This window comes from Rhizobium sp. R339 (assembly GCF_002211395.1).
Classification (GTDB): domain Bacteria; phylum Pseudomonadota; class Alphaproteobacteria; order Rhizobiales; family Rhizobiaceae; genus Rhizobium.
On record NZ_LOKV01000001.1, the window covers coordinates 542,605 to 560,605 of the forward strand.

An 18,001-nucleotide genomic window follows, 5' to 3' on the forward strand; every position below is an offset into this window, starting at 1 on the left:
GACTCACCGGCTTTTTGTTTGCGCGATTTCCGAGAGCGTTCTGGTCGGCGTGATCGCTTCGGGGTCGAGCTTGACTTCGATGATCGCCGGCTTGCCGCTTTGGCGCGCCCGCTCGAAGGCCGGGGTGAATTCCTCAGTGGTTTCCACGGTTTCGCCGTGGCCGCCATAGGCGCGGGCAAGGGCGGCGAAATCGGGATTGGTCAGATCTGTGCTGCTGACGCGGCCGGGATATTCGCGCTCCTGATGCATGCGGATCGTGCCGTACATGCCGTTGTTGACGACGATTGCGATGATCGGCAGGCCGTAGCGGATGGCGGTGGCGAATTCCTGGCCATGCATCAGGAAACAGCCGTCGCCGGCAAAGCAGATGACCTCCCGCTCGGGAAAGAGCCGCTTGGCGGCGACGGCGGCCGGCAGGCCGTAGCCCATCGAGCCGGAGGTCGGGGCGGCTTGCGTGTTGAAGCGGCGGAAGCGATGGAAGCGGTGCAGCCAGGTCGCGTAATTGCCGGCGCCATTGGTGAAGATCGTCTCCGGCCCGGTGTTGGCCTCCAGCCATTCCATGATCGGCCCCATATGGACGGCGCCTGGACCCGTCGCCGGCGGCTTCGACCAGGAAAGATAGGCCTGATGCATACGCTCGGTGCGCTCCGCCCAGTGCGGCTCGGCCGGCGCTTCCAGATCGGCGAGTGCCGCGACGAAATCGGAAGGCGCTGCGCAGATGGCGAGATCCGGGCGGTAGATGCGGCCGAGTTCGGAGGCATCGGGATAAATATGGACCAGCGATTGCTGGGGGTAGGGGATGTCGAGCAGCGTGTAGGAGGAGGACGGCATTTCCGACATGCGGGCGCCGAGCAGGATCAGAAGGTCGCTCTCCCTGATCTCCTTGGCGAGCGCCGGGTTGATGCCGATCCCGACATCGCCTGAATAACAGGGATGGAGATGATCGAACAGCATCTGCCGGCGGAAGGAGCAGCCGACGGGCAGTTGGAAGCGCTCGGCGAAGCTTGCGAAATCGGCGACGGCATCGGCATCCCAGCGGGTGCCGCCGAGGATCACCATCGGTCGCTCGGCTTTTAGCAGGCGCAGATAGAAATCGTCGATCTGCCTGCGGCCGGGATGGGCCTCGACGCGGGTGTAGCGCTTGGCGCGGGGTGCCTCCACCTCGTCGCGCAGCATGTCCTCCGGCAGCGTCAGCACGACGGGGCCGGGACGGCCTGAGGTGGCGACCGCGAAGGCGCGGGTGACGAATTCGGGAATGCGGGCGGCGTCGTCGATTTCACCCACCCATTTGGCGAATTCGGTGAAGGCGCGGCGGAACTCGACCTCCTGGAAGGCCTCGCGCTCGCGCGCTTCCCGCTGCACTTGGCCGATGAAGAGAATCATCGGGATCGAATCCTGCCTGGCGATGTGCAGCCCGGCGGAGGCGTTGGTGGCGCCCGGGCCGCGGGTGACCATGCAGATGCCGGGTTCGCCGGTCAGCCGGCCCCAGCAATCCGCCATCATCGCCGCGCCGCCTTCCTGGCGACAGACGAGGACGTCGATATCGCTGTCGCGCAGCGCATCGAGGACGGCGAGGAAGCTTTCTCCGGGCACGCAGGAGAGGCGTTTGACGCCGTTCGCCTTCAGCGCCTCGACGATCAGTTCCCCGCCGGTCTTCTTCATGACGATGCCTTCCTCTCGCGCTCTTCGAGTTCGGTGAGAATTTCTTCGTTATGTTCGCCGAGACGCGGACTCGGCCTGATGTAATGCAGCGGCGTCTCGGACAGCACGATCGGCGTTCTGACGCCCGGGATGAGGGTGCCGGCGGCATCGGCAAGGTCGATGCGCAAGCCGCGGGCCTGCACCTGCGGGTCGGCGAACATCTCTTCGATCGTGTTGATCGCGCCCGATGGAACCGCATTCTCCTCGCAGGCCTTCAGGAGATCCGCCTTCTGCCATTTCAGCGTCTCGGTGGAGATGAGGCGGCGCACCTCGCCGCGATTGGCAACGCGGGCCTTGTTGGTGGAAAAACGCTCGTCGCCTGATATCGCGTCCAGGCCGAGGATGGCGCAGAGGCGGCGGAACTGGCCGTCGTTTCCGACCGCGAGAATGAAATAGCCGTCGGCCGCCGGCACGACCTCGTAAGGCGAGATATTCGGATGGGCATTGCCGAGGCGGGTCGGCGCGGCGCCGGAGATGAGGTAGTTCATGTTCTGATTGGCGAGCACGGCCGACTGCACGTCGAGCAGCGCCATGTCGATCAGCTGGCCTTCGCCCGACTTCAGCGCATGGATCAAAGCGGCTTCGATGGCGGAGACCGCATAGATGCCGGTGAAGATATCGGCGATCGCGACACCCGCCTTCATCGGCTGGCCGCCCGGTTCGCCGGTGATCGACATGAAGCCGGACATGCCCTGGACGATATAGTCGTAGCCGGCGAGGCTGGCATAGGGGCCGGTCTGGCCGAAGCCGGTGATCGAGCAATAGACGAGTTTTGGATTTATCCGGCGCAGGCTGTCGTAATCGAGCCCATATTTGACGAGGCCGCCGAGCTTGAAATTCTCGATAACCACATCGGCTGACGCAACCAGGCGGCGGACGAGATCCTGGCCTTCCGCGCTTTTCAGGTCGGCGGTGACGGAGCGCTTGCCGCGATTGGCGGCGTGGTAATAGGCGGCCGAGAGGTTTTCGCCGTCCGCACCCTCGACGAAGGGCGGACCCCATTGGCGCGTATCGTCGCCGCCGTCGGGATTTTCGACCTTGATGACATCGGCGCCGAGATCGGCAAGCATCTGCCCTGCCCAGGGACCGGCAAGCACGCGGGCAAGCTCGATCACCCTGATGCCGGCAAGCGGCGGCTTTTTGGTCACGGTCTCCGTCATGTTCCTCCCGGCAATGTCTATGGCGCCAGCGTCACCTCAGATGTATCGGATACGGGCTTTGAAGCAAAGCGGCGCTCGCGCCAGAGGATGTAGAAGCCCGACGCCATGATGATCATGATGCCGAGCCATTTGATGGCGTCCGGGAAGTCGCCGAAAACAAGCCAGGCGAAGATCGTCGCCGAGACGATCTCGAAATATTGCAGTGGCGCGAGCGTCGAGGCCGGTGCTGCACGATAGGCATAGACGCCGAGGATGCCGGCCGTTGCGGCCGTGGCGCCGACGCCGGCGAGATAGAACCAGGCGCTGCCTTCGGGCATGACCGGATCGAAGATATCGGAGCCGCTTCCTTCGCCGACGAGAAGCAGGATGGTGCAGAAGATGAGGCCCCAGATGCCCATCTGGAACTGCATCGACCAGGGGTCTTCCCGATGCGAGAGGACACGGGTCATCAGGACGAAGGTCGCGATGCAGAGCGCACTGACGACGGGCAGCAGCGCGACGTAGCCGACCTCCTGGAAGCTCGGCTGGATGATCAGCATCGCCCCGAAGAAGCCGACGCCGCAGGCCGTATAGCGCCGCCAGCCGATCGTTTCCTTCAGGAAAATGCCGCCGAGGATCGTCAGCATGATCGGCTCGACGAAGAAGATGGCGATCGCATCGGCGACCGCCATATATTTCAGCGTGGTGACGAAGGAGACCATCGAGACGGTGATGATCGCGCCGCGGATGGCGTGGAACAGGTTCTGGCGCCAGGAAAAATCGATGAAGCAGCGCCGCCAGATCACGATCGGCAGCATGCAGAGCGCCTGGACGGCGAAACGGGCAGCGGTGATCTCGGCGGAGGGGACGGTCACCACCGCGAGCTTGGCGAAGATATCGATGAGGGGCGAGACCATCACCGAGAGAAACATCAGCGCAAGCCCCGTCGTCACCTCGGAGGCGGAAGGAGCGGGGCGGGCGGCGGTGCTCGGCATGATGGGTTCCCTGTTGCTCAGGATTTGGTCGCGCGCAGCCCGGCGACGGTTTCATCGCACCAATCCGCGAAGGCTGCGATCGCGGCATCCGCGCCGAGTTCGTTCAGCGTTTCATGCCGCATATCCTGATATATCAATGTGCTGATACGGGAGAAGCCCCGGCCTTTCAAATGGTTTGACAGCCAGAGGATGGCTTTTCCACCTTCCGTCGCCGGGTCCTGTCCACCGCCGACGAGATGGATCGGCATGTCGCGCGGCAGCCGGTCGAGGTGGATCCTCTGCGGGGCGCGGAAGGTCAGTTCGAAGACGTCGAGCCAGAGCGAGACCGATGCCTCGAAACCGCAGAGCGGATCGGCGACATATTTGTCGACTTCGGCGGGAAGACGCGACAGCCAGTCGAATTCCGTGCGGCGGCCGGGAATGGATTTGCCCCAGGCGCCGAAGGTGAGCCTGGGAAGGAGGCCGCTCGGCACGTCCGAGCCTTTCAGCATGCGCTCGGCAAGGAGGATAACCTGGGCGGCGCGACCGGCAAGGCCGGCGGCGAAATTCGAATTCCACACAGCGACGGCGTCGAAATCGGCCGGCGCCGTGACGGCGGCGTTGAGGGCAATGAGGCCGCCCATCGAATGGCCGAAAAGGATCACCGGCAAGCCGGGATGGCGGGAGACCGCATGGGTGCGCATGGCGATGACGTCGCTGATCACCCTGTCGACGCCGCCGCGCCGGGCGAAGCGGCCGATCGGCGCGTCGGGCGCCGTCGTCTCGCCATGGCCGCGGTGGTCATGGGCATAGACATGATAGCCGCGCGCCGCCATCGCCTCGGCGAAGACCGGGTAGCGTTTCGAATGTTCGGCAAGCCCGTGCGATATCAGCAGGATCCCGCGCGCCGGGCCGGCGGCCTCGGCATTGTGATAGGCGAGCGACGCCTCCGGCAAGGCCAGCCTTTGCGTATCTGAAAACATGCAGATCCTCCCTGTCGCAAGAGACCAGATCGGCCAGTAAATGCAACATCAGCGCTTGATTTATCCGATAACAATTTTACGGCCTTGCTGCGATTCAGGGTTGCGGGCTTTCATGCTTCGTGCTTATTTGTTCCTGTATTGTTCTTTTGGGGGTTGAAATGATCAGCATGCAGTTGCGTTCCCTGGCGTTTGCCGTGTCGATGGTTCTTGCCGGCGCCGCCACGGCGCAGGAGGGCGGCGGACGCACCCGCTTCATTCTGGCTGCGAGCTGGCAGCCCGCCTTCTGCCAGACCAACCAGAAGAAGGCTGAATGCGCGAGCCAGACAGGTGAGCGTCCTGATGCGACGAACTTCTCGCTGCACGGGCTCTGGCCGATGAAGCAGGATTACTGCGGCGTGAGCGACGACCAGAAAAGCGTGGACAAGGACGGCGACTGGAACAAGCTGCCGGCGGTGACGCTGGCGTCCGAGACGCAAGCCGCCCTCGCAAAAGCGATGCCCGGCACGCAATCCGGCCTGGACCGGCATGAATGGGTCAAGCACGGCACTTGCACGAAGATGAGTGCGGAAGATTATTTCGGCGTCAGCATGCATCTACTAACCGCACTCAATGCCTCGGCCGTGCGCGATCTCTTTGCCGCCAATATCGGCAAGACGGTCAAGGCCGAGGCGATCAAGGCGGCTTTCGACAAGAGCTTCGGCCCGGGGGCCGGCGACCGCGTCAAGATGAGCTGCCGCCGGGCCGGCAATGTCAGGGTGATCAGCGAGCTGACGATCGGGCTTTCCCAGGACGCGGGGACGGCATCGGCAAAAACCGCGGCGCTCGGCGATCTGATCCAGGGAGCGGGAAAAACCTCGTTCGGCTGCAATGAGGGCGTCGTCGACGCTGCGGGCTTCTGACCGGAAATCCTGCGTAAACCGGGTTTCGGCGTTGCCCGCAGGCGCTGTTTCGCCTACATAGCGGCACAATCGAAGTTTCCCGCCCGGAGCAGCGCAGTATGGCACGTCAGTTCATCTATCACATGTCCGGCCTCAACAAGGCCTATGGCAACAAGAAGATCCTGGAGAATATCCACCTTTCCTTCTACCCCGATGCCAAGATCGGTATCCTCGGCCCGAACGGCGCCGGTAAATCCACCGTGCTGCGCATCATTGCCGGCAAGGACAAGGAATATACCGGCGAAGCCTGGCTCGCCGAGGGTGCGACGGTCGGCTATCTCGAGCAGGAGCCGCAGCTCGATCCCGCCAAGACCGTGTTCGAGAACGTCATGGAAGGCGTTGCCTCCAAGACGGCCATCGTCGATCGCTACAACGAATTGATGATGAACTATTCGGACGAGACGGCGGAAGAGGGGGCGAAGCTCCAGGATATCATCGACAGCCAGAATCTCTGGGATCTGGAAAGCCAGGTCGAGATGGCGATGGAAGCCCTGCGCTGCCCGCCGCGCGATGCGGATGTGACCACGCTTTCGGGTGGTGAGCGCCGCCGTATCGCGCTCTGCCGCCTGTTGCTGTCGCAGCCGGATCTGCTGCTGCTCGACGAACCGACCAACCACCTTGACGCCGAAACCATCGCCTGGCTCGAAAAGCACCTGCGCGACTATCCGGGCGCGGTGATGATGATCACCCACGACCGCTACTTCCTGGATAACGTCACCGGCTGGATCCTGGAACTCGACCGCGGCCGCGGCATTCCTTATGAAGGCAACTACTCGGCCTACCTGCAGGCGAAGGCCAAGCGCATGCTGCAGGAAAACCGCGAAGAGGCCGGGCGTCAGAAGGCGATCAGTCGCGAACAGGAATGGATCGCCTCCAGCCCGAAGGCCCGTCAGGCCAAGTCCAAGGCGCGCATCAAGTCCTACGAGCAGCTGGTGGAGGCCGCCGAGAAGCAGCGTCCCGGCGACGCGCAGATCATCATCCCGGTCAGCGAGCGTCTCGGCCAGGTGGTCATCGAGATGGAAGGCATCACCAAGGGCTTCGAAGGCCGCACGCTGATCAACGACCTGTCGATCAAGCTGCCGCCGGGCGGCATCGTCGGCATCATCGGCCCGAACGGCGCCGGCAAGACGACGCTGTTCAAGATGATCACCGGTCAGGAAAAGCCCGACGGCGGCTCGATCCGCATCGGCGAGACCGTGCATCTCGGCTATGTCGACCAGAGCCGCGACGCGCTTGCCGCCGACAAGACGGTCTGGGAAGAGATCTCCGGCGGCGCCGAAATCATCAAGCTCGGCAAGTTCGACATGAACTCCCGCGCCTATTGCGGCGCCTTCAACTTCAAGGGCGGCGATCAGCAGCAAAAGGTCGGCAATCTCTCGGGCGGCCAGCGCAACCGCGTGCACCTCGCCAAGATGCTGAAATCAGGCGGCAACGTTCTGCTGCTCGACGAACCGACCAACGACCTCGACACGGAAACGCTGGGCGCGCTTGAAAACGCGCTGGAGAACTTCGCCGGCTGCGCCATCATCATCAGCCACGATCGCATGTTCCTCGACCGCCTGGCGACGCATATCCTCGCTTTCGAAGGCGAGGGCCATGTCGAATGGTTCGAAGGCAACTTCGAGGATTACGAACAGGACAAGGTCCGCCGCCTCGGCCCCGATGCGCTGAACCCGGGCAGCCAGGCTCATAAGCGCTTGACGCGCTGATTGCCTCCTGTCGGTCAGGCCTGCGACCGAGGTCGCCAACTCCTCTTTCGTCATGCTCGGGCTTGTCCCGAGCATCTGCGACGGTCGATGCGGAGCAGATCCTCGGCACAAGGCCGAGGATGGGGTCGCGACAAAAGAGAGGTTTTCAACAAGCTGAGCCCCGGTTCGTCCGGGGCTTTGTTGTATAAACGTGCCGCCTCGAATCTCACTCATGCGGCGCGTCTAAATCTTTGTTTCTGATGGATATCGGCCTCTTGAAATCGCTGCGCGCGCTCGGGCATTATGCATTGGGGCTCTGTCGCAATTTGAGCAGGCAATTTCGCGGAGAGTGCGAATTGTCGCTTGCCACCGCTTTTCAAATCACATAAAGATATCTTTATATCTTGATTGGGCGGGTAATGAGCGAACCTTTGAAGCTGGGACTGGATGGGCTGGTGGACGTCTTGAAGGCGGCCGGGGAGCCTACGCGTCTGCGTCTTCTGGCGCTTCTCGATGGCGGCGATCTGACGGTCACCGATCTAACAGAAATTCTCGGCCAGTCTCAGCCGCGCATCTCCCGCCACCTGAAGCTGCTCGGCGAAGCCGAGCTGATCGAACGCTATCAGGAAGGCGCCTGGGCCTATTTCCGGCTCAAGCAGGACGGCAAGGCGGCCATGCTGGTGCGGGCGCTGCTGAAGCATGTCTCGGAGAACGATCCGACCATCCTTCGCGACGGCGAGCGGCTTTCGCAGGTCAAGCGCCAGCGCGCCGAACGCGCCCAGGCCTATTTCAGCCGCAACGCCGCGGAATGGGACGAGCTTCGCCGGCTGCATGCGGCCGACGAAGAAGTGGACGCCGCAGTCATCCGGCTGCTCGGCAACCAGCCGATCGATTCGCTGCTCGATCTCGGCACCGGCACCGGTCGTATCCTCGAGCTGCTGTCGGGGCTTTACCGCCGCGCCATCGGCGTCGACGCCAGCCGCGACATGCTGAGCGTGGCGCGCGCCAATCTCGACAAATCCCGCATCACCAAGGCGACGGTGCGCCACGCCGATATCCTGAACCTTCCGTTCGAGGGACAGGATTTCGATCTGGTGACGATCCATCAGGTGCTGCATTTCTTCGACCAGCCGGAGATTGCGATCGCGGAAGCGGCGCGCATGCTGCGGCCGGGCGGCCGGCTGGTGGTCATCGACCTCGCGCCGCACGCGCTCGAATATCTCCGCGACGAACATGCCCATGTCCGTCTCGGCTTCTCGCACCAGGCGATGTCCGACTGGCTGCGCAAGACCGGGCTCGATGTCGAGCAGGTCGTCGATCTTCATCCGGGTCAGCAGAGCGGGCAGGGGCTGACGGTCACCGTCTGGCTCGCGCGCGATCCGAGGCGCCTCATGGCTTCGCATCTAAGCGAAGGCGCCGAACCTACATTTGCCGGGAGAGTATGACATGGCTTTGAACAACGAAGCACGCGGGCGCAACATCGGGATCTCCTTCGAATTCTTCCCGCCGAAATCGGAAGAGATGGAAGGCCAGCTCTGGGAGACCGTCAGCAAGCTGCAGGACTGGGACCCGGATTTCGTCTCGGTGACCTATGGCGCCGGCGGCACCACCAAGGCGCCGACGCTGTCGACCGTCACGCGCTTCCTGGGGCAGACGCCGCTTGCCACCGCTTCGCACCTGACCTGCGTCGGCGCGACGAAGGAAGAGACGCATCAGGTGATCGACACCTTCCGCAAGGCTGGCGTGACGCATTTCGTGGCGCTGCGCGGCGATGCGCCGGGCGGCGCGGGGGCGCCCTACCAGCCGCATCCCGGCGGCTACGCCAATGCGGCCGAGCTGGTGGCCGGCCTGAAGGCGATCGGCGATTTCGAGATCTCGGTCTCCGCCTATCCGGAAAAACATCCGGAAAGCCGTGATACGGCCGCCGATATCGAGATGCTGAAGCGCAAGGCCGATAACGGCGCCGACCGGGCGCTGACGCAGTTCTTCTTCGACAATGACAATTTCGAACGTTATCTGGAGCGGGTGCGGGCTGCCGGCGTCTCGATTCCCATCGTGCCCGGCATCATGCCGATCCAGAACCTGACGCAGCTGAAGCGCTTCGCCGGCGCCTGCGGCACGATCATCCCAGCCTTCCTCGACGAGCGTTTCGCCGGCTACGACGACAAGCCGGAAGAGCGGGCGAAGGTCGCGGCCGAAGTCGCCGCCGAACAGATCGAGGATCTCGTGCGGCGTGGCATCGATGAGTTCCATCTCTATACGATGAACCGCGCGCCGCTGGTCTCCGCCGTGCTCGACAACCTCGGCTTTTCCCGCCGCCCGGCAAAGAGCGCCGGCGCCGCTGCCTGATCTTTCGTCTCCGCTCAAAAGTGAAAAGCGCATGTCGGGCGGGACATGCGCTTTTTCATTGGCGGATTGATCAGGGGAGTTTAGGCACTATCAGCGTTACGTTTTTGTCATCCCGGCTCAGATGAAGAGCATGGATAGGACGAAAGCGAACGCCGCACTGACCAACAGAACATTCAAGGATTGCGTGAGTCCCATGTCTGTCTCCTCGCGTTAACCGGCCGATATTATGTCTGAAATATGTCGGTTGGAAAGCGGATTTTATGCTGCACCGCCGAAATGGCCGGTGGATAAGTCGAAGATCGTTTTCTCAAGCTATTGAGATAAAACGATAATTTATCGCTAATTTTTGTTCACAGATTTTAACGCGGCGTTAAATCAGGCGATTGCGGATTCACCTATGCGCCCAAAACATGGCGGCTATGCAACAGGTTGAAAAGATAGAGAAATGCAACCGTTCTTAGGCTGGTTTCGTCAACAGGCGATAGGCGCGGCCGTCGAGGATAACGAGGCCGAAACCGATCAGCGCCATGCCGGCGAATTCGGCGAGGCTGAGCCTTTCGCCGAGGAAGAGGACGCCGAGAAGGATGGCCCCCGGCGGCACCAGCAGGGTGACGAGCGAGGCGTTCGTGGCGCCGGCCATTGCCATGATCCGGAAATAGAGAATGTAGGCGAAGGCCGTCGACAGCAGCGCCAGCGCCAGGATGGCAAGCAGCGCATCGAGCGGCGGCGTGGCAAGCTCCCAGGGGCGATCGGCGAGCAGCGACAGCGGCAATGCGATCAGCGAGGAGGCGGTCAATTGGCCGGCGGCGGTAACGGGGGAGGGAACGCCCTTGAAACGTTTGCCGTAGGTGGCGGCGAAACCGTAGGAGACGGCGGCAAGCACCGGAAGCAGCAGCGCCCAGAGCGGCGCTTCGCTGCCGGTGGAGATGCTGGGGCCGATCAGCACGATGGTGCCGGCAAGGCCGACGAGGCAGCCGGCGATCTTTGCCGAGGAGAGCTTCTCGTCCGAGGTGAGGTAATTGGCGATGAGCACGGTCCAGATCGGCGTCGTCGCGTTGAGGATTGCCGCAAGGCCGGCGCCGATGCGGGTCTGGCCAAAGAAGATCAGCGCATGCGGCAGGACATTGTTGATGACGCCGAGGATGAGGAATTCCCGCCAGCGGGCCTTGAGGATCGGATAGATATCGAAGCGGCCGGCAATATAGACATGCAGCGCGGTCGCTGCGAGCAGTAGTCTCAAGAAGACGAGGGTCAGCGGCGGCACGTGCTGGACGGCGATGCGGGCAAAGAAAAAGGAGCCGCCCCAGATCAGGCCGAGCAGGACCAGCAGCCCCCAGGTCCAGGCATTCATTCTGCTGTCCACGCCGCGTCCTCCAGCTAAAACCTCGTACAGACTTAGCGCAGGCGGAAAACGGCGCCACCCGTTTCTTGCGAAGCGGGTGGCGGAAAATTGTCAGGGATCAGAGAGCGTTGAGGAGGGCAGGCGTCGCCCAGCCGTCGGCCGGCATGCCGAGGCGCTGCTGCTCCTTCTGGATCGCAACGCGCGTACCGGAGCCGAGGATGCCGTCGATCTCGCCGACATCATGGCCGAGCGATTGCAGCTTGGTCTGCAGCGTCTTCATCTGCTCGTTGGCGAGCCCCTGTTCAGGCGTGCCCTTGGAATAAGTCGGGGCGCCGGAAAGCCGGGTGGCGAAATAGGCGGCCGACGTCGTGTAGATGAACGATTTGTTCCATTCGAGATAGATCTTGAAATTCGGGTAGGCGATGAAGGCCGGTCCCATGCGGCCCTGCGGCAGCACGAGATCGCCTTCGAGATCGCCGAAGGCGGTGTTGCCGTCGCGCGGGGTGACGCCGAGCGCGAACCAGTCACTGGCCTTCATGGTGCCGCCAAGGCCGGATTTCTCGAAAGGCAGATTGTCGGGCAGGGTGACTTCCTGCAGCCAGGGCTGGCCGCGCTCGAAGCCGAGGTGCTGGATGAATTTCGCCGCCGTCAGGACGGCGTCAGGGCCGCTCTGCTTCAGGCGGACATGGCCGTCGCCATCGCCGTCCATGCCATAGGCGATGATGTCGCGCGGCAGCATCTGCACCTGGCCGATCTCGCCGGCCCAGGCGCCGGTATTGGTGGCGGGGTCGAGGTCGCCGTGCTGGACCATTTCGATGAGGGCGATCAGCTGCGGGCGGAAGAGCTCGGGGCGGCGGCAGTCATGCGACAGCGTCACCAGGGCGTTGCGGGTGTTGAAATCGCCCTGAACGGCGCCGAAATCGGTTTCCATCGCCCAGAAGGCGGTGATGACGCCCGCGGGAACGCCGAATTCCTGTTCGGCCCGGGCAAAGACATCGGCATATTGCTTCATCTTCTGGCGGCCGATGTCGAGGCGCGCCTGGCTGACGGTGCGCTGGGAGAATTCGAGGAAGGTCTGCTTGAAGACGCCCTGGGCGCGATCCCGGCTGAGCACCTTGGGATCGATCTCGGCGCCGGCAAGCGCCTCGTCGGCGGCCGCGGCACTGGCGCCGGCGGCAATCGCATCGGCCTTGACGCCCTCAAGGAAGGCGGACAGATCGCCGCCGCAGGGCGCTGCCGCCGGAGCGGAGGCGGCAGGCGCCTGCTGGGCGGCCGCGCTGTCGGCAAAGGTCAGGGCAAACAGGAGGGCGAGTGCAGAGCGGCTTGCGAGCGAGCGGTGCATGAATGCGGTCCTTATAGCAAATAGCAAATGGATGCCCGTCGCTTTCACAGAGGAATGTGACGGAAGCAAGAAAGATTGAAAGACGTTACTAAGAATTTCTATCCTTGGAAACGGTCGCGACCCAGTTGTTCCAGTTCTTTGCGTTGCCGGCAAAGACGTTGATATCGGTCGGCCCCTTGATGCCGGGAACAACGCCGGTGGAGGTATACTGCCAGAAGGCCCAGCGGCGGTCGGAATAGGTCACCTCGGGGTGCTTGGCCACGGAGCGCACCCAGAAATGATAGTCCGGGAAGTAGCCGACGAGATTCTCACGGTGGAAATCGACCGAGGTGTAGATGATCGGCCGTTTGCCATAATAGGCCTCCAGCCGGTCCATGAAACGCTGCATCTCAGCGCGCACCGTCGCCGGATCGGGACGGTAGCGGCAGGTCTTCGATTCGCCGTTCCATTCGACGTCGAGCACCGGCGGCAGGCGCATCGCCTCCTTCGGCACGTTGCTGATGAACCAGTCGGCCTGCTGGTCGGCCGAGGAGCAGAAATAATAGAAATGATAGGGGGCGTGCGGGATGCCGGCGGCGCGCGCCTCGCGCCAATATTCGTCGAATCGGGGGTCGAGCCTGTCCTTGCCCTCGGTCGCCTTGATGAAGGCGAAGGCGACGCCCGAATTCTTCACCGTCGCCCAGTCGATATCGCCCTGCCATTTGGAGATGTCGATGCCGTGCACATCATTCTGATGCGGGTGCTTTTCGCCGAAATTCTGCGGATCGGTATCCTTAAAGCGCATTTTCGGCTTGATCGATGCCGTTTCGAGGTAATCATAACCGGAGGAGGAGCAGCCGGCGAGCATGATGGCCAGAGGCAGAACGCAAAACAAAAGCCGGCGCATGGGTATCCCGTCGTGAACCGAATGATCTCTTTGCCCCACAGCCTGACCTTCGAAAATGACGAGCCCAGCAGAGGAATAACCCTCTTTTCACCATATCAACGTAAAAAATCGGTTAGTTTCAAGCGAATTATGAGCGCTTGCTGATAATTGCCGCCCGCCAGGCATAACCGCCGCCGACGGTTTCGAAGACCAATCGCGCCTTGTTCTCTTCGGCCTGGGCTTCCAGCACCTCGCGCAGATCGCAGCGCGGGGTGACGTGGAACTTGGCGAGCCAGGACTGGAGCATGCGGCGGAACCAGCGCGGCAGGTCCTCCTGCTGGCCGAAATCGACGATGTGCAACTGGCCGCCGGGATTGAGTGCGGCGATCGACGCATCGACGGCGCGCTCCCAATCCGGGATCATCGACAGGGCATAGGAAATGAGGATGCGGTCGAAGCCGCTGACGCCGAATTCGCGCGGTGTGAAGGCCGTGGCGTCGGCGACGCGGAATTCCGGGATGGTCGCCTTGGTGGCGAAGGTCTTGCGCGCCGAAATCAGCATTTCCTGGGAAATGTCGAGGCCGAACAGCTTTGCGGTCGGGAAATGCCGGTGGGCCAAGGCCATGTTGCGGCCGGTGCCGCAGCCGACCTCGAGAAGAGTGCCGCCATCAGGCACGTCGAGATTGCGGATCGTGCTGTCGCGGCCGAGGAGGTAATATTTGCGGGTGAGGTCGTAGATATGGCGCTGGTAGCGGTACATGCCATCCATCAGGGTGGCATGTTGATCGCTCTTTCCTGCCGTCTCGGCGCCGACCTTGCTCACGCCTTCTTCCCATAGATGTGGAAGCCGCCATAGATCGCCGAACGATCGAGCGCGGTGAGCTCGCGCGACTTCTCCTCGAAGTAGTCCCACTGGTCACGGATCGAAGGAGACAGGCGGCCTTCGATGATGCTCTTTTCGGCGGCGGTGCGGAAGATCACGCGGGCACCTTCGCGCGCCGTGCGGGTGATTTCCCGCCAGACGTCGTTCAGCTGCCCGTCGGTCATCCAGTCCTGCGCGTCGAGCAGGATGTAGCGGTCGCGCGAGGACGCCGGCTCGCGGGCCAGAAGCTCGGTAAAGCTTGCATGGTGAACGTTGACGCGATCGACATTGGCGCGGATCACTTCGTAGTGCTCCGGCTTCAGATAGGTCGGCAGCGGGCCTTCCTCCGCGGCCGCATAGCGGCGGCCGAAGGCCTGCCAGGCGAAATAGTTGTCGCGCATCGGGAAGTGACAGGCGAGTTTTTCCAGGCGGTGCTTCAGCACCGGCGCGATCGAATGATCGTCGGCAAGGCTTGCGAGCTCGTCATATTGCTGCGGGGGAATGCCGAGACCGAAGAGCGAGCTCTTGCGGCCGGTGATCCAGCGAACGACCGGCTTTTCGAACAGGGGGGCGATCTGTTCGTCGAAGAACTGGCGCTGCTCGCGGATCGAGCGGGTCTTGGTCATTTCGCGCAGCTTGACGCCATGCAGGCGGGCAAGAAGATGGGCCGCGCCGATGAAGCGGCCGAGCAGGCCGGTTTCGTAGATGTTGCGGTCGAAGACGGTGACGCGGCGGCGGCCGAACTTGCGGCCGTTCCAGTAGCTGCGGGTCGCCTCGTCGAGCCTGGCGGCGAGATGCCGGTCGTAGGCGCGGCTGTTCGACTTCTCGTTCGGCATCGCCAGGAAGCGGACGAGATCGGCATGGCCGGGCAGATGTTTGAAGGCGGCAAGCTTCAGGCGGTTCAGCGCGATGTGGTGCGGGTTGAGATCGACGACGTCGATCGAGGCCGGCGCCTTGGAGAGATAGGCGAGCATGTTGCAGCCGCCGGAGCCGATGGTGACGATGCGGTGATTGGGCTTCAGCTCCATCGCCTGCATGTCGAGATCCGGATCCTCCCAGATCTGCGGATAGACGAGGCCGGAGAAGAGCAGACCGAAGAGACGCTCGGAAAAACCATCCTTCGAAAAAGCCTTGTGGCGGAGAAGGGCGTCCTTGAGTTTCCGGTTCTTGCGGAAGCCGGCATCCGGTGCAAATTCCGACATGAGTCTGTCACCTTTTTAGCGTTCAGGGCGTGTAGCGCGCCACTGCTACAGTTTGATGACGTGGGCTGTGGGCCTGCGCCGTTCGAAAGGATCCTCCTCCTCGGAAAGTGATCGGGGGGACGGATCTTCTTTGCGCCGCCCCCTTTCCGGCGGGCGGAATTCCTGCTTCTCTCCGGGCATTCGGAGGAATGCCATGCGATTTGTGCTGCGTGTCCTGAAGGCGCTTGCTCTCCTTCTCGTTCTCGTCGTCGTTGCCGGCGCCGCCTGGCTATCCGTCCGGCCGCCGGAGCTTCTGCGCGTCGGCGACGGCTATGCCGCCAAGATCGTCTGCTCCAATGTCTTCATATCAGGCCGCAATGCCGACGATGTGCTGGAGGACGACGTGCAGGCGCCGGGAAACCCGCTGCTGCGGCTGGTGCGCGTCAGCGTCGATCATGACAACGGCCGGGTGACGGCGCGCTTCATGGGGCTGTTCGCATCGAGTTATGCGCTCTATCGCAATGGGCTCGGCTGCACGAGCGTGCCGGACGGCGATTTCGAGGCGGCGGAGAAGGCTGTGCCCTTCGACCCGCCGGCCAGGATGGAGACGAGTGATGCCTCCTGGCCGCAAGGCGAGGGCGTCGGCGATGCCGACGGGAAGATCGCCGCGGTGCTCGCCGATGCCAGGCTTGCCGGCCCGGCGATGCGGGCGATCGTCGTGGTGCGCGATGGCCGCATCGTGGCCGAAGCCTATGGCCCCGGCTTCTCGGCGACGACACCGCTGATCGGCTGGTCGATGACGAAGACGGTGAATGCGGCGATCCTCGGCCGGCTGATGCTCGACGGCAAGATCTCCTTCGACGACGATCATCTGCTGGCGCAGTGGAAGGACGATGCCCGCGCCAAGATCAAGGTCTCCGACCTGCTCGGCATGGAGAGCGGCCTTGCCTTCAACGAGAATTATGGCGATGTCGCCGACGTGACGCGCATGCTTTATCTCGACCCCGATATGGTATCGCTGCCGGCCAATGCGCCGATGGAGGCCGCGCCCGGCAAGCGGTTCCGCTATTCGAGCGGCGCGGCGGTTCTTCTGTCGCGCATCTGGATGGACAGGGTCGGCAATGCGCAGGCGGCCTTTTCCTATCCGCACGACGCGTTGTTTGCGCCGCTCGGCATGACAAGCGCCGTGTTCGAACTCGATGCGCGCGGGACCTTCGCCGGAAGCTCCTATCTCTATGCAACGGCGCATGACTGGGCCCGCTTCGGGCAATTCCTGCTGCAGGACGGTGTGTGGAACGGCCGGCGGCTGTTGCCGGAGGGGTTCGTCGGCGCCATGCGCACGCCGACGGCGGCCTCCAACGGCCAGTACACGCAGGGCCAGGCCTGGCTCGCGCCCGGCGGCGGCTCAAGCGCCGCGTTCGGGCTGCCGGAGGACACGTTCTGGCTGTCGGGGCATGACGGGCAGAGCATGGCGATCGTGCCGTCCGCCAATCTTGTCGTCGTCCGGCTCGGACTGACGCCATCCTGGCTCGACTATCGGCCGCGCACGCTTCTCAAGGCGATCCTGGCGGCCTTGCCGCCGTCCGGCACGCCGCAGCAGCAGGCCGGATCACAGCAGCGCAGGCAAGCGCAGCCATAGGCCGGCGCGCTTGTCTCAATCGTCGATGTCAGTAGTTGCCCTGGGCGATGTCGTTCATGCCCTTGCGCTTGGCGTCGTAGTAATAGCCGCGCGCATAGAGGCGGACCGCGTCGTCTTCCTTGCTGTCGGAGACGAGCCAGGCGCCGCGCAGATATTTCGCGGCATATTTGATGTTGGTCTCGGCGTCGAAGAGGCCGCCCGGCGCACCGTCATAGCCCATCGACTTGGCGGTGTTGTATTTGATCTGCATGAGGCCGAAATAGCCGCGCTTGTTGTAGGCCTTCGGATTGTAGCGGCTCTCGCGATGGACGACGCGGTGGAGCAGCGTTTCGGGAATTTCGTAGAGTTTCGAATATTTCTGGATCAGCTTGGAGACGAAGCTCTTCTCGACGGTCGGCGCATCGTCCTTGTCGTCGTCGCTGAACATCGGCGGCGCCGTCGGCGGATCGATCGGCCCGGATTCGTCGAAGCCGTAATCCATGGAGCGCGGCGTGGTGTCGACCGCGGCAAGAGCTGCCAGCGCGCTGTTCTGCGGGGTGGCGGCAAAGGCAAGCTGCGTTGCCGGCTGTGCCGGCGTGCCCGGGCGCGGCGTCGGCACGACGGACTGAATGGCGGTCATTTCGGGCGTCAGCGGGATTTGCGCATAGGCTGCCGGCTGCATGCCTGCCTGCATGGTGAGATCGGCGGGCTGAGAAGCACTGACCGCCGGCATCGCCGTTGCGGTCAGCGACGGACCTGCCTGCGTCTGGGGAAGGACAGCGCCGGCGACTGCCTGGCCGGCAGCGCCTTCTGCCGTGGGAACCGCGGCAAGCATGGCGTCTTCGCCGGGCTTGGGTGTCGGCACAACGGTCTGGAGAGCTGTCAGTTCGGCCTGAGAGGTGTATTCGACGCTCGTGCAGCCGGTCATCACGCCGCAGCAGAGCACCGTAGAAACGACAAGACTGCGTTTCAGGCCGGACAATCCGATCGCTACCATTCCGTCACTTTCGTGAAATCGC

Annotated in this window: 15 protein-coding genes; 5 read left to right on the forward strand and 10 right to left on the reverse strand. The window is 63.2% G+C overall.

Annotated features, from left to right (window positions below):
* Positions 1-3: 3 nt before the first annotated feature.
* The 4 genes from ATY76_RS02635 to ATY76_RS02650 are packed head-to-tail and all read right to left on the reverse strand — an operon-like array spanning position 4 to position 4,797.
* A complete protein-coding gene (locus ATY76_RS02635) occupies positions 4-1,662 on the reverse strand; it encodes a thiamine pyrophosphate-binding protein (RefSeq protein ID WP_088673209.1) in 1,659 nt (552 codons plus the stop codon).
* Positions 1,659-2,861 carry a CaiB/BaiF CoA-transferase family protein gene (locus ATY76_RS02640; protein ID WP_088673210.1) on the reverse strand — a complete coding sequence of 401 codons (1,203 nt, stop codon included), beginning with the start codon at positions 2,859-2,861 and terminating at the stop codon, positions 1,659-1,661. The genes ATY76_RS02635 and ATY76_RS02640 overlap by 4 nt, the downstream gene beginning before the upstream one ends.
* Positions 2,862-2,878: 17 nt before the next feature.
* The gene (locus ATY76_RS02645) at positions 2,879-3,835 is read right to left on the reverse strand and encodes a DMT family transporter (RefSeq protein WP_088673211.1); all 957 of its coding nucleotides are present in this window, start codon (positions 3,833-3,835) and stop codon (positions 2,879-2,881) included.
* Positions 3,836-3,852: 17 nt separating this feature from the next.
* A complete protein-coding gene (locus ATY76_RS02650) occupies positions 3,853-4,797 on the reverse strand; it encodes an alpha/beta hydrolase (protein ID WP_088673212.1) in 945 nt (314 codons plus the stop codon).
* A gap of 158 nt (positions 4,798-4,955) precedes the next feature.
* Between ATY76_RS02650 and ATY76_RS02655 the strand changes: the two genes are divergently transcribed.
* From ATY76_RS02655 to metF, 4 genes are all read left to right on the forward strand, one after another.
* A complete protein-coding gene (locus ATY76_RS02655; RefSeq protein ID WP_088673213.1) occupies positions 4,956-5,696 on the forward strand; it encodes a ribonuclease in 741 nt (246 codons plus the stop codon).
* Between the two features lie 98 nt (positions 5,697-5,794).
* Positions 5,795-7,444, forward strand: coding sequence for an energy-dependent translational throttle protein EttA (gene ettA, locus ATY76_RS02660; protein ID WP_088673214.1), 1,650 nt, complete (start codon positions 5,795-5,797; stop codon positions 7,442-7,444).
* A 398-nt stretch (positions 7,445-7,842) separates the two neighbouring features.
* Complete coding sequence (locus tag ATY76_RS02665) at positions 7,843-8,868, forward strand: metalloregulator ArsR/SmtB family transcription factor (protein WP_088673215.1); 1,026 nt, start codon at positions 7,843-7,845, stop codon at positions 8,866-8,868.
* Position 8,869: 1 nt separating this feature from the next.
* Positions 8,870-9,772, forward strand: a complete 903-nt coding sequence (gene metF / locus ATY76_RS02670) for a methylenetetrahydrofolate reductase [NAD(P)H] (protein WP_088673216.1) — start codon at positions 8,870-8,872, stop codon at positions 9,770-9,772.
* 457 nt (positions 9,773-10,229) lie between these two features.
* Here the strand turns inward: metF and ATY76_RS02675 are convergent, their stop codons facing one another.
* The 5 genes from ATY76_RS02675 to ATY76_RS02695 all read right to left on the reverse strand — a co-directional run bounded on the left by ATY76_RS02675 (position 10,230) and on the right by ATY76_RS02695 (position 15,385).
* Positions 10,230-11,135 carry a DMT family transporter gene (locus tag ATY76_RS02675; RefSeq protein ID WP_088673217.1) on the reverse strand — a complete coding sequence of 302 codons (906 nt, stop codon included), beginning with the start codon at positions 11,133-11,135 and terminating at the stop codon, positions 10,230-10,232.
* Between the two features lie 97 nt (positions 11,136-11,232).
* The gene (locus ATY76_RS02680; RefSeq protein ID WP_088673218.1) at positions 11,233-12,456 is read right to left on the reverse strand and encodes a lytic murein transglycosylase; all 1,224 of its coding nucleotides are present in this window, start codon (positions 12,454-12,456) and stop codon (positions 11,233-11,235) included.
* Positions 12,457-12,544: 88 nt separating this feature from the next.
* Positions 12,545-13,342: a GH25 family lysozyme gene (locus ATY76_RS02685; protein WP_088673219.1), complete on the reverse strand. Its 798-nt coding sequence runs from the start codon at positions 13,340-13,342 to the stop codon at positions 12,545-12,547.
* 127 nt (positions 13,343-13,469) lie between these two features.
* A complete protein-coding gene (locus ATY76_RS02690) occupies positions 13,470-14,144 on the reverse strand; it encodes a class I SAM-dependent methyltransferase (protein ID WP_088673220.1) in 675 nt (224 codons plus the stop codon).
* Positions 14,141-15,385, reverse strand: coding sequence for a DUF3419 family protein (locus ATY76_RS02695; protein WP_088673221.1), 1,245 nt, complete (start codon positions 15,383-15,385; stop codon positions 14,141-14,143). The genes ATY76_RS02690 and ATY76_RS02695 overlap by 4 nt, the downstream gene beginning before the upstream one ends.
* Positions 15,386-15,578: 193 nt before the next feature.
* On the opposite strand from ATY76_RS02695, the gene ATY76_RS02700 reads away from it, so the two are divergent.
* Complete coding sequence (locus tag ATY76_RS02700) at positions 15,579-17,003, forward strand: serine hydrolase (RefSeq protein ID WP_088673222.1); 1,425 nt, start codon at positions 15,579-15,581, stop codon at positions 17,001-17,003.
* 28 nt (positions 17,004-17,031) lie between these two features.
* On the opposite strand, the gene ATY76_RS02705 is transcribed toward ATY76_RS02700, so the two are convergent.
* Positions 17,032-17,979, reverse strand: coding sequence for a lytic transglycosylase domain-containing protein (locus ATY76_RS02705; RefSeq protein WP_088673223.1), 948 nt, complete (start codon positions 17,977-17,979; stop codon positions 17,032-17,034).
* Positions 17,980-18,001 lie beyond the last annotated feature (22 nt).

Coding starts and splice junctions, on each gene's coding strand:
- ATY76_RS02685 (WP_088673219.1), bottom strand. CDS start 13,342: ATGCGCCGGCTTTTGTTTTGCGTTCTGCCTCTGGCCATCATGCTCGCC.
- ettA (WP_088673214.1), top strand. CDS start 5,795: ATGGCACGTCAGTTCATCTATCACATGTCCGGCCTCAACAAGGCCTAT.
- ATY76_RS02695 (WP_088673221.1), bottom strand. CDS start 15,385: ATGTCGGAATTTGCACCGGATGCCGGCTTCCGCAAGAACCGGAAACTC.
- ATY76_RS02700 (WP_088673222.1), top strand. CDS start 15,579: ATGCGATTTGTGCTGCGTGTCCTGAAGGCGCTTGCTCTCCTTCTCGTT.
- ATY76_RS02650 (WP_088673212.1), bottom strand. CDS start 4,797: ATGTTTTCAGATACGCAAAGGCTGGCCTTGCCGGAGGCGTCGCTCGCC.
- ATY76_RS02665 (WP_088673215.1), top strand. CDS start 7,843: ATGAGCGAACCTTTGAAGCTGGGACTGGATGGGCTGGTGGACGTCTTG.
- ATY76_RS02705 (WP_088673223.1), bottom strand. CDS start 17,979: ATGGTAGCGATCGGATTGTCCGGCCTGAAACGCAGTCTTGTCGTTTCT.
- ATY76_RS02645 (WP_088673211.1), bottom strand. CDS start 3,835: ATGCCGAGCACCGCCGCCCGCCCCGCTCCTTCCGCCTCCGAGGTGACG.
- ATY76_RS02635 (WP_088673209.1), bottom strand. CDS start 1,662: ATGAAGAAGACCGGCGGGGAACTGATCGTCGAGGCGCTGAAGGCGAAC.
- metF (WP_088673216.1), top strand. CDS start 8,870: ATGGCTTTGAACAACGAAGCACGCGGGCGCAACATCGGGATCTCCTTC.
- ATY76_RS02640 (WP_088673210.1), bottom strand. CDS start 2,861: ATGACGGAGACCGTGACCAAAAAGCCGCCGCTTGCCGGCATCAGGGTG.
- ATY76_RS02655 (WP_088673213.1), top strand. CDS start 4,956: ATGATCAGCATGCAGTTGCGTTCCCTGGCGTTTGCCGTGTCGATGGTT.
- ATY76_RS02680 (WP_088673218.1), bottom strand. CDS start 12,456: ATGCACCGCTCGCTCGCAAGCCGCTCTGCACTCGCCCTCCTGTTTGCC.